This window comes from Sorangiineae bacterium MSr11954, from assembly GCA_037157815.1.
In the GTDB taxonomy this organism is placed as follows: Bacteria; Myxococcota_A; Polyangia; order Polyangiales; family Polyangiaceae; genus Pendulispora; species Pendulispora albinea.
Genome location: CP089984.1, coordinates 10,501,215 through 10,516,819, shown reverse-complemented (window position 1 = coordinate 10,516,819; position 15,605 = coordinate 10,501,215). Strand labels below are relative to the sequence as shown.

At 68.7% G+C, this 15,605-nt stretch carries 13 protein-coding genes; 5 read left to right on the top strand and 8 right to left on the bottom strand.

Features of this window, described 5'->3' with window-relative positions; genetic code table 11:
• Positions 1-7 precede the first annotated feature (7 nt).
• The 6 genes from rimI to LZC94_41095 form a co-directional block, all read right to left on the bottom strand.
• A complete protein-coding gene (gene rimI, locus LZC94_41120; protein ID WXB14219.1) occupies positions 8-502 on the bottom strand; it encodes a ribosomal protein S18-alanine N-acetyltransferase in 495 nt (164 codons plus the stop codon).
• A 27-nt stretch (positions 503-529) separates the two neighbouring features.
• Positions 530-2,578: an Hpt domain-containing protein gene (locus LZC94_41115; protein ID WXB14218.1), complete on the bottom strand. Its 2,049-nt coding sequence runs from the start codon at positions 2,576-2,578 to the stop codon at positions 530-532.
• A complete protein-coding gene (locus tag LZC94_41110) occupies positions 2,575-3,405 on the bottom strand; it encodes a methyl-accepting chemotaxis protein (GenBank protein WXB14217.1) in 831 nt (276 codons plus the stop codon). Before LZC94_41110 ends, LZC94_41115 begins: the two co-directional genes overlap by 4 nt.
• Before the next feature lie 133 nt (positions 3,406-3,538).
• The gene (locus LZC94_41105; GenBank protein ID WXB14216.1) at positions 3,539-3,688 is read right to left on the bottom strand and encodes a hypothetical protein; all 150 of its coding nucleotides are present in this window, start codon (positions 3,686-3,688) and stop codon (positions 3,539-3,541) included.
• A 193-nt stretch (positions 3,689-3,881) separates the two neighbouring features.
• Positions 3,882-4,322, bottom strand: a complete 441-nt coding sequence (locus LZC94_41100; protein WXB14215.1) for a chemotaxis protein CheW — start codon at positions 4,320-4,322, stop codon at positions 3,882-3,884.
• Positions 4,319-5,662, bottom strand: a complete 1,344-nt coding sequence (locus tag LZC94_41095; GenBank protein WXB14214.1) for a response regulator — start codon at positions 5,660-5,662, stop codon at positions 4,319-4,321. The genes LZC94_41100 and LZC94_41095 overlap by 4 nt, the downstream gene beginning before the upstream one ends.
• A 222-nt stretch (positions 5,663-5,884) precedes the next feature.
• On the opposite strand from LZC94_41095, the gene LZC94_41090 reads away from it, so the two are divergent.
• Positions 5,885-7,231: a 5'-deoxyadenosine deaminase gene (locus LZC94_41090; GenBank protein ID WXB14213.1), complete on the top strand. Its 1,347-nt coding sequence runs from the start codon at positions 5,885-5,887 to the stop codon at positions 7,229-7,231.
• A 49-nt stretch (positions 7,232-7,280) separates the two neighbouring features.
• Here the strand turns inward: LZC94_41090 and LZC94_41085 are convergent, their stop codons facing one another.
• Positions 7,281-8,297, bottom strand: a complete 1,017-nt coding sequence (locus LZC94_41085) for a hypothetical protein (GenBank protein ID WXB14212.1) — start codon at positions 8,295-8,297, stop codon at positions 7,281-7,283.
• Between the two features lie 71 nt (positions 8,298-8,368).
• Positions 8,369-11,557 carry a response regulator gene (locus LZC94_41080; protein ID WXB14211.1) on the bottom strand — a complete coding sequence of 1,063 codons (3,189 nt, stop codon included), beginning with the start codon at positions 11,555-11,557 and terminating at the stop codon, positions 8,369-8,371.
• A gap of 239 nt (positions 11,558-11,796) precedes the next feature.
• Here LZC94_41080 and LZC94_41075 point away from each other — a divergent pair, with 239 nt between their 5' ends.
• From LZC94_41075 to LZC94_41060, 4 genes are all read left to right on the top strand, one after another.
• Complete coding sequence (locus tag LZC94_41075) at positions 11,797-12,729, top strand: hypothetical protein (GenBank protein WXB14210.1); 933 nt, start codon at positions 11,797-11,799, stop codon at positions 12,727-12,729.
• Between the two features lie 77 nt (positions 12,730-12,806).
• A complete protein-coding gene (locus LZC94_41070) occupies positions 12,807-13,799 on the top strand; it encodes a hypothetical protein (GenBank protein ID WXB14209.1) in 993 nt (330 codons plus the stop codon).
• Positions 13,783-14,433, top strand: coding sequence for an RNA polymerase sigma factor (locus LZC94_41065; protein WXB14208.1), 651 nt, complete (start codon positions 13,783-13,785; stop codon positions 14,431-14,433). Before LZC94_41070 ends, LZC94_41065 begins: the two co-directional genes overlap by 17 nt.
• Positions 14,430-15,575 carry a hypothetical protein gene (locus LZC94_41060; protein ID WXB14207.1) on the top strand — a complete coding sequence of 382 codons (1,146 nt, stop codon included), beginning with the start codon at positions 14,430-14,432 and terminating at the stop codon, positions 15,573-15,575. Before LZC94_41065 ends, LZC94_41060 begins: the two co-directional genes overlap by 4 nt.
• Positions 15,576-15,605 lie beyond the last annotated feature (30 nt).

Here is a 15,605-nt window from a genome sequence, read left to right as displayed (position 1 = left end):
CCTCGCATCAGATTCGCACCTCGTCCTCGCGCTGGAGAATCTCCCGCGTCCCCGGATCGAGGAGGAGCATCATTTCAATCGCGTCCTCGCCGTCGGAGTAGTACCCGGCGCGGAGCGCCATCGCGAAGAACCCCAAGGTGCGGTACAGGGCGATCGCCGCCCGGTTCGAGCGCCGCACCTCGAGCACCACCAGGCGAACGTCGCCGCGCCGGCCGTATTCGATGGTGCGCTCCATGAGCGCGCGCGCGTGCCCCCTTCGGCGCGAGGCGGGGTCGGTGGCCACGTTGAGGACGTGGAGCTCGTCGGCCACGTGCCACACGATGATGTAGGCGGAGGGTCGGTCCGAGTCCGCGCGCGCCACCCAGAGGTGGGACCACGGGCGCGCCAATTCCTCGCGCAAGGTGGCCTCGGTCGCGCGATGGCTCTCGAACGAGGCGGCATCGATGGCGAGCACGTCGGCGATGTCGCCGGGTCGCATCGACTCGATTCGAAGGGGGTGCATCACCCGAGAGTATAGCGGCGCGCGCGGTCAGGTTCCGTCCCGGAGCGGAAAGACGCTCGTGTGCGCTTCCGGTACCGCGCCCAAGGCGCGCGCGCGTGGGGCGAGGGCATACACGTCGATGGCCAAGCGCAGCGAGCCATCTTCGCGCACGATGGCCCCGGCGTACGGCCCCATGGTCGATACGAGCGGGGTCAGTGGCCGCACCAGCACTTTCTCGGTGCGGCCCACCGAATCGATGCCCACGGCATACGGCGGATCGTCGTAGAGCCCGATTTCGAGCGCCAGCGGCGCCTGGTCGTTGGTGCGCGCCTCCAAGCATGCCGAGAGGTGCGGCACGCGCGGCCCGTTCTCCATACCGTTCTTGCGCACCGCGCGCGCATTGGCCGCGGGCACCGCGTACTCCTCGCCGCCCGCGCCGATCCAAAGCACGCTGGCGAGCCCCGTCTCGATGGGGATCTCGACCCGCGCCGCGAACCCCTCGCCATGCCGGCTCGAGAGGCGCAAGGCGCCGCGCAGCCGCTGGATCGAGCCCAGCGCGATGTCGAGGCCGATGCCGCGCCCCGCCAGCAAGTCCGAGGTCTCGCGCGTGGAGAAGCCCGGCAAAAAGAGGAGCGCCAGCAAGGTGTTGTCATCGGCGGCATCGGCCAGCGCGGGGGCCACGGCGCCGGCATCGACCGCCCGCTTGCGTACGGCCGTCACGTCGACCCCTTGGCCGTCGTCCGAGATGGTGATGGTGAGGCGGCTGCCCCCTTTGCGGGCCGAGAGCTTGATGGTGCCCGCCGAGGGCTTTCCCATCTCGGTCCGGTTCTGCGGGGGCTCGATCCCGTGGGCCACCGAATTGCGTGCGATCTGCAAGCATGGCTCCAAGAGCATCTCCGAGAGCCGCCGATCGATGGTCTCCTCCGCGCCCTCGATGCGCACCACCACCTCGCGCCGCGAGCGCCTCGCCTCGGCCTCCACCGCGCTGGCGATGCGCGCGAACATCTGCCCCACGGGCATCTGGCGCATGGCGGCGAGCTCCCCACGCGCATCGCTCACGCTGTCTTTCAGGACGAGATCGCCGGCGCGCATCTCGTAGGCGGCGCGGTCGATTTCGTCCGTCATATCGGTCAAGGTGGCGATGGCCTTGTCCACCCGTTTGAGCGCGGCGGCCGGAGCGCCCCAAGGGCGCGGCGGTCCGATGAGGCGCAGCGCCTCCGACAGCTCCGCGCGCATCCGCCGGAGCCGTCCCGCCCGCCCGCGCGTGCGCTCGACCTGCCCCGCGATGCGCTCGCGCGCGAGCCCGATCACCACGAATCGATCGAGCAGGCGATCGATCGACTGCGCCTCGACCCGGATGGTTCCATCGTCGACGCCAAAGGTGCGCGGCTCCTCCTCGGGGCGCTGGGAGGGGCGCGGGGTCGGTAAGGTGCTGATGCGCCCTTTGCTCGGCATCCCGCGCAAGGTGCGCAAGGCGGTCTCCGGATCGTCGAGCAGCGCGCCCAGCACGGCGCGAAAGCCGCCGAGCTCCTGCAGCGCGGCCACGGCGCGCTCGTGCACGGTGGCGCTCTTGAGCCGTTCTTCGAGCCCGTGACAGAACCAACTCATCGGCTCGTCGCCCACGGCGCTGGCGGCGCCCTTCATCGTGTGCACGTGCCGGTAGGCGGCCATGGCCGCGTCGACCGGATCGCCGGCAAAGGCCAGCGCCGCATCGATGGCGCGCAGCCGGTCCGAAATTTCCTCCGTGTACTGGGTGCGCACCATGGGATCGAGGGCCTGCGGCCGCAGATCCGAAGGCGGCTCCGGCCACGCGGATCCTGCGAAGCGGTGCCCGCTCTCCAGCCGCTCGACCGCGCGCTTCACCAGGTGCGAGGCCTCGACGATGGCGGGGATCTCGCCTTCGCGCACCCGCCGCTCGAGCCTCTGCAAGGAGGCGGCGAGCTCCGATTCGCCCGCGAGCCCGGCGGAGCCTTTGAGCGCGTGGAGGGTGCGCCGGCACGCCTCCAGGTTGGGCGGCTTCTTCTCGAGCGCGGGGAGGTGCCGGCGCAGCTCCAAGATGAGCAGCCGGGTCAGCTCCGGATCCACGTTCTCGCTCATGTGCCCTCGGATTTTTCGCGCGCCGCGGGCGGCTCCTCCGGCTCCGGCTCGGGCTCGTCGTCGGCTTCGGCGTCGGCGAGGACGCGCGCGATGGGCTCCAGCATGGGCCGGATCGACGAGATGAGATCGTCGTGCGACAGCTTGCTCCCGAGCGTACCCAAGGTGGTCATGAGCGACTGCACATGGTCGTTGGCCTCCGCCAGCGCCCGCGCCGTCTCGGGATCGCTGCCCGTCGCCTGCCGGATCCTCGCTTCGATCTCCGCCAGCGCCCGCTCGGCGTCCGAAGCGGCGCCGGCGGCCAGCGCCGCGTGCTGCGCCATCTCGCCGGCGGCCTCGCGCGGCCCTTCGAAGCTCGCGTGAAGCTGCGCGAGATCCGTCCCCATTTCCCCGAGCGCCGACGACAGCTCGCGCACGGCCTCCGCGCCGCGCAAGGCGTGCGTCCTCACCTCGTCGCTCACGAGCAGCACCGCGCGCCCCGCGGTCTCACCGAGCCTTGCCCCTTCGAGCCCCGCGTTGAGCGCGACCAATCCGAGCCGATCGAACACATCCGCGACCCGGCCAAACGTCGTCGAGAGCTCCTGCGCCCTGGCCGCCACCGCCCGCGATCGATCCGAGAGCGTATCCACCGCCGCCCGCTGCTTGGCGACCACCGACGCGATCCTCTGCGCGGCCTCCGCCGCCTCGCGCGACCGATTGAGCGCCCGCTCGTGCGCCAGCCAGAACGCGCTCTCCTCCGCCGCGTTCCGGCTGGCCGCCGAAGATGCCGCCCCCTTCACCGACCGGCGAAGGAGCCGTATGAAATGACGCTTGGATCGTTCAATCGGCATGCCGCGAGAGTAACGTGTTTGAGCTCAGAGGAGCTGCCGAAATACGTACGGCCGGCCACCGCCGCGGCGATAATCGAGGACCTCTTGCGGCGTATCGGGCCGCACGATCGCGCGAATCGCCTTCGAGCGACCGTCACCCGCGGTCGCCACGACGGTCGGGTCCATGTTTCGAGTCGCCGTCGAGCAGCTCGGCGAGGTCCACCACCTCGTAAAGCTCGTCGCCCGTGAGGCCGAACGACGTCGCGCTCTCGCCCGCGCGGGAAATTGGAGCGGCAAGATTCATTTGGATTTGCACTATTTTCATAACGCGGGTCTTTGAAACTCGTCTTACGTTAAATGATTTGCCGCCCCCGATCGCTCGCGCATCGCGACGCTCGTGCACCGCTATTCGCTAGTCGCGATTCTTCGAATGAGCGAAATCGACCTTGGGCGGCGCCTTTGCTACGTTCGACGACATCGCCGGCGAGGCCGAAGGATCATCCGCCCCAACGGCCCGCCCAGGCACCGCCTTGGAGCGCCGTGTAGATCTCCGACAGGTCGATGTCCTCGGCGATTTCGCCCAGGAACGAGACGGAGTCGCCCGGGCCGGGGGCCGACTCGAAGATGCCGGCGCCGACCACGTTGAGGCCTACGAGGCCGAGAAGCTCGCCCCCATAGCGGCAGACGACCATGACGGTGGGGGCGTCGCCGATGGTGATGACGGGCAGCACTTCACCCTCGTGCGTGGCGATGCCCAGCATTTGGGGCGGCGCGCCGGGGACGCGGACGATCGGCGGAATGGGGTCGATGGCCACCGCGGCTTGCGCGGGAAGGAAGTGCGGGCGGCCATCGATGCGCACCAGCAGTCCGCCGCGCTTGCCAGAAGGAGCGGCGGCAGGGGCTCCGGAAGTGGCCGAGGGATCGAGGGGGGAGCTCACGTCGGGCGCCGGCGGACGAGGCGGGCCTCGATGAGCTGGAAGAGGATGCGGCAGCCTTCGAAGCTCGACATGTGCGCGGCGGAGACGATTTCGCGGATGGTGCGGCGGCCGTCGACGGAGTCCAAAATGGAGCGCTCCGATTTGACCAGGCGCCCTTCGCCCAAAGCTTCGATGGCCACCGGATCGCGGACCAGCACTTCGTCGAAGCGGCCGACGCGCGCTTCGATGAGGCGCCACTCGTCCACGCGGCGGAAGCCTTCCATGACGACTTGGGCCGCCGGCAGCCCGAGGCGCGAGGCCGCGGCCAACGTGGGCGGTGGACGGCGGCGGAACTCGAAGTGGCCTTTTTGCCAGCGAAGCGCCTCGTAAACGAGCTCGCTCGATTGGCGAATGAGCGCGTTGCGCAGATCGGCCAGCGAAATTTTGTTCGACTCCACCAAGGTATCGCCGAGCAGCTTGGTCGACCCGGCCTTCGCGCGGGTGGCCGAGAGGGCTTCGAGCTCCTCGGGCGTGACCAGCCCAGCCTCCACGAAGTAGCGCCCCAGCCGAAATTCATCGCCTGCGCCGCGCGATTGCACCAGATCGATGAGGCCCTCGCGCAAGGTCATGACGATGGTGCGGTCTTCGCCTTCGACCACCAGCACGCCCGTCTGGTTCTCCATTTGGAGCATCTGCAGAACTGCGCCGATGGGCAGGCTGCTGAGATCGCCCGACAGCACCAGCTTTCCCTCCCCCAGATCGACATCGCGGATCACGCGGCCGAGCGTGCGCAATGTGGGCTCGGAGAGGTTCCGACTGAGGTGCGTGAAGATGTGCTCGTGCCGCGCCTCCGGAACCAAGGTTCCCACGATGGGCGTGAGCTCCCGCGCGACATTCATCGACAAGGTGGCCACCGCGCGCGCGCGCACCAGGCTCGCGTCCTCCGGTGGATCGGAGGGGGGGCGCAGCGCGGATTGGGGGGCGAGCTCGCCTTCCGCCACCGGGCCGGGCTCGGGTGCGTGGTCCACCTTGCGGAGCACGTTGTCGATCACGAGCAGCAGCGCCTGCGGATCGAAGGGCTTGGTGATGGCATCGAGCGCGCCAGCTTGCTGCAAAAAGCTCTCACGGATCCGGTCGGCCTTGGCGCTCATCAACACCACGCCGACTTTGCGGTCGGGAAAGCGCTTGCGGAGCTCACGGCAAAATGCGAGCCCGTTCATGCGCGGCATGACGAAGTCGACCAGGACCAACTCGGTGTCTTGCGCCCCATTGGCAAGGGCCGCGAGCGCCGACTCGCCGTCGGGCGCCGTGCGCGCGATATACCCGTGTCGCTCGAGAATCGACGCGACGACCTTCCGCAATGTCGGGCTGTCATCGACAACCAAAATGCGGGGGCTAGAGGATTCCGCTAGCGGGGAGCACGAAACCACAGAGTCCTGATTATAGGCGGAAGACGCCGATATCGCTCGTACGAAAATGAGATGACGCGCCGTGGTCTCTTTGTCATCCCAGACCTAGCCAGACCTAGCGCCCGCATCAGGTTCAGCGCCTTGTCGCGTTCCCTCTATGTTAGCGTGCACCAGGTGCAGACGCTGATTCGCGGGGGAACGATCGTCACGTGTGATGCGAGCACCAACGCGCAAGTCCTCCAAGGGGATGTCCTCGTGGACGGCGGGATCATTGTTGAGGTTGGAAGCGGACCCCGCATCACGCAAGCACGGCGCGGCGTGACGCGGGTCATCGATGCGCGCGGTTGTGCGGTGATCCCCGGCTTCGTGCAGGCGCACGTTCACCTTTGCCAAGTCATGTTCCGAGGCATGGCCGACGACATGGTGCTGCTCGAGTGGCTCAAACGACGCATTTGGCCGCTCGAAGCGGCGCACGACGCGAACAGCCTTCGCGCCAGCGCCGAGCTGGGGCTGCTCGAGATGATGCTCGCAGGCACCACGACCATCCTCGACATGGGCACGGTGCACCACTACGACGCCGTCTTCGACGCGTGCGATCGCAGCGGCGTGCGCGCCATCGGCGGCAAGACCATGATGGACTTGGGGGCCGACGTGCCGGCCGGTCTCAAGGAGACCACGGCGGAGAGCTTGAGCGAGAGCGATCGCCTCGCCGCCGCGTGGCACGGCAAGGGCGGCGGACGTCTTCGCTACGCCTACGCGCCGCGCTTCCTGCTCTCGTGCAGCGAGCCGCTGGTGCGCGGCGTGGCCGATCGCGTGGGCGCCTCCGACGGGGTGCTGTTCCACACCCATGCGGCCGAGCACGCGGGCGAGCGCCAGGCCGTTCGCGAGGTCCTCGGCGACGACGACATCGCCGTCCTGCGGCGCTGGGGGGCCTTCGGTCCGCGCACCATCCTCGCGCACGGCGTGCAGCTCACCGACGACGAAGCGCGCACCTTGGCCTCCGAGGGCACGCGCATCGTGCACTGCCCCAGCGCGAACTTGAAGCTCGGCTCCGGCATCGCCCGCATCGCCGATCTGGATGCGCTGGGCGTGCCGCTCGCCATGGGGGCCGACGGGGCGCCGTGCAACAACAACCTCGATCCGTGGGTGGAGCTCCGCCACGCCGCGCTGCTCGCGAAGATCCGCACCGGGGTGACCACGCTCCCGGCCCCGCGCGCCTTTCGTCTGGCCACGCTCGATGGGGCGAAGGCGCTGGGGCTCGGGGATCGCATCGGCTCCATCGAGGCGGGCAAGTGCGCCGATCTGGTGGTCGTGCGCCTCGATGGTGCCCACGCCGAGCCGGGGGGCGACGTCTTCTCGAAGCTGGTCTACGCGTGCGGCGCGCGCGACGTGCGCTGGGTGCTGGTGGACGGCGAAATCGTCGTGCGGCACGGGGATCACGTGAAGCTCGATCGCGAGCGGGTGGTGGCGCGGGCGCGTGAGTTGTCGCGGGAGCTGGTGGGGCGGGCCGAGCTTTCGTGACGATTCGTGATGGCGTGACGACGCGAGGGCGCGACCCTCGAAACAGGAGCTAGAGCGCGGGCTTCGCCTGCCAAAGGTCGTACTTGTCGTTGACGATCTTGACGAAGAACAGCAGGCTATGGTCGCTCGCGAGCCACGTGGGGTATTGCTGCTCCCCCGACGCGGCGACATTGCAGACGGGTCGTGGATCGGTGAACGCGGCATCGGCGCGATCGCGCACGGCCGAATAAAGGCGCAATCCATCGCCGTCGCGGCGCGCAAAGAAGATGGTCTTTCCGTCTTCGCTCACGACCGGCGCCCGAAGCTCGCCCGGAAATGCGTCGAAACCGGGGATGGGCGCGGCGGCGCTGTAGGTCGCCGTGCCGGTGGATGTCGCTTGGTAAAGTCGGAATTGCCCGGTGCGGCTCGAGGCAAAGTAGAGGAGGCTCGCGGTGGCGTTGGCGTAGACCTCGGTGTTGTTGATGGAGGGGCTGCCGTTGGTTTCGGAGTAGGTATAGAAATTCTGGAAGCCCGAATCGACGCGCAGGGCTCCCCATATTTGAGAAGCGCCTCCGTCCGTCGGCGTTTGGACGTACAGCATTTTGGTGTCGTCCGCGGTGGCGATGCCGTGCTGCTGCCAGCCCGTGCCCTGGAACGAGCCGATGTTCGCGGAGTTGATGACGAAGGACTGCGCGGTGTTGGTGCGGTTTCCTTCGTAGATGTGAAGAGGGCCGCGCTCGACCGTGACGTACGCCTCGAGGACGCTGTTCTTCTTTCCCCGGGCGCTGTAGTAATCCTCGCCCGCCGTAGGGTTGATCCGTAGGATGCTCGTCAGCCCGCGGGCACACGAGGGCACGGGCGCATCGACGCCGGCATCGTGCGAGCCGCCGCCGCTATCGTCGAGCGGCTTGCCGCCGTCCGGCAGGGTCGTGCTCGAGTCCACACCGCCCTCGCCCCCGGGGTTGGCCGTATGATCGTCCAAGCCGAAGAGCACCGAGCATCCCGAGGCGACGAGCACGGTGCTGGCGGTGACGATTCGCGTGCAGATCCGCCCACTTCCCCTCCACGCGCTCCCCCTGCACCCCATGGCCCAAGGCTATCGCAAGGAGCGCGACGCGCGCCACCCCTACCACCACGGTCCAGACCTGGGAGGGCGCGCTAGAGCGAGCGCGCCTCCACGTCGTCGATCTGGGCCAGCGCAACCGCAAGTGCATCCTTGGCGCGCTCGAGGGAGTTGCGGTCCGCGCTCCACTTTTCGGTCGCGCGGTCTGCCCGCCCGGTCTCGTGCGAGAGGCGCTCGCGGGTCGATTCCAGGGTCGATTGCAGCTCCCTGCGCTCGGCTTCGAGCTCGCTCTTCGCGTCGCGAAGGCTCTTGATCTCGCCCTCGAGCTCTTCGCGCACCGTGCGCAAGCCCGCCCCATCGCGCTCCAACTCGGCGATGCGCGCGGCGTTGTTCGCGTCGTTCTCGCGCTTGGCGGCGGTCATGGCCGAGAGCTGTTCGCGTGTATTCTGCAACTCGGTGGTGAGCGCCGCGATCTCGCGCGCCGCCTGCTCCCGAGCGCGGGCGCCTTGCTCGCGCTCCTCCGCGAGCTCCTGGGCGTAGCGCGTCTCCAGCGCGGCCAGCCGGCTGTCGCGATCGCGCTCCAGCTCGGAGACCCGCGCCGCGTGCTGCTGCTCCGCGTCCCGGAGCTGTCCCTCGTACTGTGCGGTGAGCTCCTCCAGCCGGCGATCGCGATCGCGCTCGAGCAGCGCGATCCGATTGTCCCGCTCGCGCTCCAGCTCCGCGATGCGCTGATCGCGATCTTGCTCCAGCGCGCCAATGCGCTGATCGCGATCCTTCTCCAGCGCACCAATGCGCTGGTCGCGATCCTGCTCGAGCGCGTCAATGCGTTGGTCGCGATCCTGCTCGAGGGCACCAATGCGCTGATCGCGGTCCTGTTCGAGCTCCGTCACGCGCTGCTCGTGCTCCCGCACCAAGCCCGCGATGCGCTGATCGCGCTCCTGGACCAGGCTGGCGATGCGCTGGTCGCGATCCTGCTCGAGTGCGCCGATGCGCTGGTCGCGGTCTTGCTCGAGTGCGCCGATGCGCTGGTCGCGGTCTTGCTCGAGGGCACCAATGCGCTGATCGCGGTCCTGTTCGAGCTCCGTCACGCGCTGCTCGTGCTCCCGCACCAAGCTCGCGATGCGCTGATCGCGCTCCTGGACCAGGCTGGCGATGCGCTGATCGCGGTCTTGCTCGAGGGCGCCGATGCGCTGATCGCGATCTTGCTCGAGGGCGCTCACGTGGTGATCGCGCTCCTGGATCAAGGTGGCGATGCGCTGATCGCGCTCCTGGATCAAGGTGGCGATGCGCTGGTCGCGATCTTCCTCGAGGGCGCCGATGCGCTGATCGCGGTCCTGCTCGAGCGCCGTGATGCGCTGATCGCGATCTTGCTCGAGCGCCGTGATGCGCTGATCGCGGTCGCCCTCGATGGCGGCGATGCGCGTATCTTTGTCGAGGGTGAGCGCCGCGAGGGCGGCGGCCTTCGACTCGTCGGCCTCTTGCTGGTGCGCGCGCAGGCGCTCGGCGAACCCGCGCTGCTCGGCGTCGATTTCGGCCTCGCGGCGGCGCTCGGCGTCGGCGAGGTCGGTGGCGCGGCGCTCTTCGGCGGCGGCCAGCTGGGACGCGTGCTCGGCGCGGAGGCTCGCGGCTTCTTCGGCGTGCGCGGCGCGGAGGCCCTCGACGTGCGCGGAGTATTGCTCGCGAAGCTCCGATTCGCGCTCGGAGACGGCCTGCGCGCGCTCGCGGATGGCTTGCTCCGCCTGCTCGTGCAGCTCGCTCTGCAGCTCGCGCCGCAGGTGATCCAGATCGGCGATGCGCTGCGCCTCGGCGCCGTCGAGATCGCGCTGGCGCTTGGCGTCGGCCTCGTGGAGCTCCATGGCGTGCTGGTTGCGCAGCGCCGCGACGCCCTCTTCGTACTGGTTGTGCGCCGCCACCAGCGCCGCGTTGGCCGCGTCCTCGTGCTCCTGCGTGAGGGCGGTCACGTGGTTCGCGTGCTCGGCCTTGAGCGCCGCGAGCGCGGCCTCGTGCTGCGCTTGCACCTCGGTGAACTTGGAGCGCAGCTCTTGCGCCTCTTGCGCGCGCGCCTCGCTCTCGGCCACGGCGCGTTGCATGCGCGTGCGGTGATCTTCGCTGGCCTTCTTCGCCTGATCTTTGTCGGCCGCGAGCTGCTCGATGCGATCGCGCGAATCGGCCGCCTCGCGTTCGAGCTGCAGGAGCGCGTCGTCGAGCTCCCCTTTGGCCCGCTCGAGCGCCAGCGACTTCTCGCGCATCTCGATGATCTCGCGGTCCTTGCGCGAGAACGACTCCTTGAGCGCGAGGATCTCCTTGTCCTTCTTGTTCAGGTTCTCGCGGAGATCCAGGAACTCGCGGCTCGACACGCCGCCGCCTTTGCTGGCCAGGCGCGCCTTCAGATCATCGACCTCGCGCTGCAGCCGCTGCGTCTCGGCGCCGGCGGACTGCGCCTTCAAGAGATCCTCGCGGAGCGCGCCGCTTTCGCTCTTCGCCGTCGCGAGCTCGCGCTCGAGCTCCGCGATGCGCAGGGTCAAACGGTCGTCGGCGGCCGGGCGGACGCTCGGCGGCCGCCGCTCGTCTTGCCGCGACGGCGGCTCTGGCTCCGGCTGCGCAAAGCCCGAGGCGCCGTTCGATTCGCCCCCCGTGATCCGGTAAAACGCGGCATCGGTGAGCGCCTCGACGTCGGCCGACACGGGGGCGTGGTCCCCGCTCGCGCGAAAGATCTCGCCGAGGGCGTTGGACTCCGCCCGCTCGGGCTCCACTTGGGTGGGGCGCGCCGGTTCTTCCGCGAGCAGCTCTTCTTCTTCGATGTCGTCGTCGATCACGATGCCCGGATAAGAGACGGGAGAGACGGGAGAGATGGGGGAGCTGGGCGGGGATGCTTCCTGCACGCGCGCGCCGCCCTGGGAAGGCGGCGCGAGGAGCGGTACGAACGGCTGGATCCGGGACACCAGCTCGCCAAAGCTGATCGGCTTGTGAACGTAGTCTTCCGCGCGGGTGCGGAGCTTGCGGTGCTGCTCGAAGGTCTCGTCGCTGGACTCGCTCGACATGATGATGAGCGGGATGTCCTTGAGATTCGTGTCCTTCTTGAGCTTGTTGCAGACCGAAAACCCGTTCATCCTGGGGAGCTCGATCGAAAGGAGAATCAGATCGGGCTTGGTGGTCGCGGCCTGCTGCAAACCTGCATTCCCATCGTCCACGACCAAGGTGGAACAGCCGAGTTTTCCCAGCTCGCTTCGAAGCTCGCTCGCGAAGGCTGCGTCGCTTTCGAACACGAGAACTTTGGTGCTCATGATTTCGCGCCAGAATATCGGAGCGGCTTTCTCTTGTCACTTCGCGAGCTGAGGAAGAAGGAAGAAGAAGGGCTCTTGAACGAGCGCGCGGCGTCGCGCGCGAGTGCCCCTCCGTCATCGTGCGCCGCCCGGAGCGTGCAAGCGCGGCGGGGTCGGCTCGCGGACCGTGCTACATGCACGGCCCCCCAAGTCGATGGAGTGGAGCCCATGAAAGCCCCGATGCTGTACGGTCTCGTCATATGAATGCGACAGCGCTGTATCCAACCCTCGCGTTCGCCAGCCCACGTAAGTTGCCGAAACCCAAGGAGGTCTCCGGGCGCGTGGTCGTGCTGGACATTGCCTTCGCCTCGGAAGCATCTGGTCGTGGCTTCGCGGACATCACCCGCCCCTTCATCGAGCAGCTGGGCCCTCGGCTGGTGGCCTGGGTCGACCACCACGATCACGTGCTGCACGCCAAGTACAAGCTCGACCCGCGCTTCATGCTGGCGACCAAAGCCGAGCATGGCGCCTGCCCCGAAATGGTGACCCCGGAGCTGGTGGCGCGCATCGGCCCGGTGGAGACCATCGTGTGCCACAATGACTTCGACGGGTTGTGCAGCGCCGCCAAGTGGATCCGGGGAGGGCAGGAGCCCTATCCCGGCGCCGACGACGACGCGCGGGCCATCGATACCCGCATTGGAGCACCGAGCGCCATCGGGGCGCGCTTCGATCGGGCGCTGCGGGCTCGGCCGCGCGATCAGTCCCTCTTTGGCATCGTGGTCCGCCACCTCGCCACCGGCCTCTCCGACGCATCCCTCTGGCATTGCATCGACGAAGCGGCCGAGGAGCTCTCGGCCATCGAGCAGGCGACCCGCGAGCTTGCCGCCCGCTACACCATCATCCCGCTCTCGGGGCCGGCGCCCAACCTGGCGTTCTTGGAGGCGACCGATCACCACGGCCGCTACGACAAGACGCTCCTCTTGCTCCTGGGGCAAGCGCGCGCCCGCGTGGCCATGGTGCTCGACCGCGACACGTTGACCCTGGCGGCCCCGTTCGACAGTGGGATCGATTTCCTCTCCGTGCTCGGGCTCTCGGGGGGAATGCCGACCTTGGTGTCGGTCCAAGGGGAGCGCCTCCGCGAGGCCCTGGAAAAGCTGGGCGCTTCCCGTTCGGATATCGAACGAATGATTTGATGGGCGTGCGGCAACGAAGCAGTGCAGGCTAGCGACTCCTTCGGCGCGGCCTGCGCCGCTCTTCATCCGCAAGCACCGTGAAATTCGAAGCCTTGCTTACCTTACTGGGGATGCTCGGGGTCCTCACCTTCAGCAGCCCCGTGCGCGCCGCGTCGCCCGTGCGCGTCCACTTCGCGCCAAATAGCGTGTGCAACGACGAAGCCGCCTTCTCCGAGCACCTTCGCGCGCGCGATCTGGAGGCGGTTCAGGCGCCGGACGCCCCCGCCTACGAGGTCGAAATCGATGTGCGCTCCACGGGCCTGGAGCTCGAGGGCCGCCTTGCGCTCACCACGGGCGAGGAAGCCCCCGCGACCCGCACCGTCGCCGCCGCGACCTGCGACGAAATGTGGAGCACCTTTGCGCTGACCCTCGGGCTGGCGCTCGCCCAGCTGCCGGACGCGCCACCGCCGTCCCCGCCCGCGCCTCCTCTTCTTCTTCCTGCCCCTGCTCCTGCTTCTCCTTCGCCTCTTGCTTCTGCTGCGCGTGTGCCCGTGCGGCCCTCGTGGAAGGTGATTTTCGGCTTTGGTGCATCGTCGAGGGTGCAGTGGGGTGTCGGTCCCGATTTTGCGCCGGCGCTTGGCGGGTTTGGACAAATCGAGGTGGCGCGCGAGGGGACGATGGTGGCGCCGCGGGTGCGTCTGGGGGCTTATTCGGCATTGCCGGCGAGCGAGCAAGCGCGCGAGGGGGTGCGGGCCGAATATGGACTTCAATGGGGGGAGCTCGAGGTTTGCCCATTTCGGCTCTTCGCGTCGGTGTCCGCGGCGCTGCGCACGTGCGCGCGGATGCAGGTGGGGCGCATGCAGGTCGAGATCGCGAATGCTTGGCGCGGGCGCTCGATGGATGCGCTGTGGGCCGCAGCGGAGCTCGCTCTTTCGGCCGAGGTGAGGCCCGTCCGTTTTCTATTCCTGGAGCTACAAGGCGGCGTGGGGCCCGCGCTGGCCCGCCCGTCCTTCTCGGAGGACGGCGCGTCCTTTTCCGTGCCGGAGATCGTGGGCCAAGTGGGAATTTCGGCGGGTGTCCACTTCCCATGATCCGGGGCTGCTCATGGAGGACATGAGGGGAGACGAGCACGTGTCCCAAGCCCTCCTGCCCGCCGAGTTCTCCATCGATTCGGAGTTGCCCGAAGAGGCGCTCTTGGACGAGCCTTGCGAGCCCGTCGATCCCGCCCGCGTCGCACGCCTGGTGCAAACGCACCACTCCTTCGTGTGGCGCTCGCTGCGGCGTTTGGGCGTGGTTTCATGCGACGTGGACGACGCCACGCAAAAGGTCTTTCTGGCGGTGTCGCGAAAGCTCGGCAAGGTGCCGCCGCATCGTGAGCGCTCGTTTCTTTTCGCCACGGCCATTCGGATCGCCTCCAACGAGCGGCGCGCGGAGAGGCGAAAACGGCACGCCGGAACGGAGGACATCGATCTTTATATGGGCGGCGGCGCGAGCCCTGAACAAACGATCGCGGATCGGGCACTTCTCGATAAGGTGCTCGATCCCTTGCCCCTGAAGCTGCGCAGCGTCTTCATCTTGTTCGAGCTCGAACAAATGACGAAGAACGAAATCGCCGCCACCCTCGATCTCCCCGAGGGGACGGTCGCGTCGCGTTTGCGGCGCGCCCGCGAGCTGGTGGAGGCCACCATTGCACGGCTGCGTGCGGGGGAAGCAGGTGTACGATGACTGAGCCCCCCCGTTTGCGCGATTTGCATCGCGACGATGCCTTCGGCGCAGCCTTTCGCTCGGCCGACCACGATGGGCCCCAGCTCGGGGCCGAGACGAAGCTCCTGGCGTCGCTCGGCATCACCGCCGCCGTCGTCGCCGCAACGCCGCCGGCCATTGCCGCTGGCACCGGGGCGGCCGCGTCGCTCGGTGCATCGTCTGCGACGGCGTCGATGGGCGCTTCGTCCACGGCGTCGATGGGCGCTTCGTCCATGACGGCGGCGGCCGGGGGAGCTGGGCTCGCGGCCAAGGTCGGCGGTGGCTCGGCCTTGGCGAAGTGGGTGATCGGGTCGGCCCTCGTGGTTTCGGGCTCGGTCGTGGGCACCGTCGCCGTGGAAAAGTCGATGGCCTCGCGCCCCGTTGCGCCGCACGTTGCGCTCGTTGCGTCGAGCGCCGCCGTCGCACCAGTGACGTCGAGTGCATCCAGCGCGTCGAGCGCATCCAGCGCGTCGAGCGCATCCAGCGCGTCGGGCACATCGCGGCAACCTGGGGACGATTCGACGCCGCCGACCCGTGGCGAGACCCCCGAGGCCGCGACCGCGCCTCCCGAGCCCGCGCTCCCCTCGCAAGCGCGCGCACGTCGCGCGAGCGCGCCGGGGAACCTGGCGCGCATGGAGTCTGCGAGCCCGGTGAACCCCACGAACCCGGCGATGGCCGAGTGGGGCGCACCCGCCGTCTCGACGCGCACCGCGGTGGACAACACGCCCTCGGCGCTGCTCGACGCCTACGCCAGCGCGCAAGCCGCATCGAGCCCGCAACGACCGCCGCCTGCGTCGCCTGCGTCGCCTGCGTCGCCTGCGCTATCGTCCGCCCGCTCCATCGCGCCCGAGTTGAAGGCGCTCGACGGCGTGCGTTCGCTCCTTGCCGCGGGGCAAATCTCCGAAGCGTCAATGGGCCTCGACCTGTACCAACGAGCCTTCCCGCACGGCGTCTTGCGGCAGGAAGCCGAAGTCTTGCGCCTGGACGCGCTCGTCCGCTCCGGCAAGCGCGCCGCCGCCGAGGCTCGAGCTCGGGCATTTCTCCAGCAGCACCCGGAGAGCCTGCAAGCGGCCCGCATCCGAGCCCTGCTCGCGCGCGGCGAGGCGCGCACGCCCGCCGATTAAGGCGTCTCAGTCCGCGCGCCGCACACCCCG

Coding starts and splice junctions, on each gene's coding strand:
- rimI (WXB14219.1), bottom strand. CDS start 502: ATGCACCCCCTTCGAATCGAGTCGATGCGACCCGGCGACATCGCCGAC.
- LZC94_41060 (WXB14207.1), top strand. CDS start 14,430: ATGACTGAGCCCCCCCGTTTGCGCGATTTGCATCGCGACGATGCCTTC.
- LZC94_41105 (WXB14216.1), bottom strand. CDS start 3,688: ATGAATCTTGCCGCTCCAATTTCCCGCGCGGGCGAGAGCGCGACGTCG.
- LZC94_41085 (WXB14212.1), bottom strand. CDS start 8,297: ATGGGGTGCAGGGGGAGCGCGTGGAGGGGAAGTGGGCGGATCTGCACG.
- LZC94_41080 (WXB14211.1), bottom strand. CDS start 11,557: ATGAGCACCAAAGTTCTCGTGTTCGAAAGCGACGCAGCCTTCGCGAGC.
- LZC94_41115 (WXB14218.1), bottom strand. CDS start 2,578: ATGAGCGAGAACGTGGATCCGGAGCTGACCCGGCTGCTCATCTTGGAG.
- LZC94_41110 (WXB14217.1), bottom strand. CDS start 3,405: ATGCCGATTGAACGATCCAAGCGTCATTTCATACGGCTCCTTCGCCGG.
- LZC94_41075 (WXB14210.1), top strand. CDS start 11,797: ATGAATGCGACAGCGCTGTATCCAACCCTCGCGTTCGCCAGCCCACGT.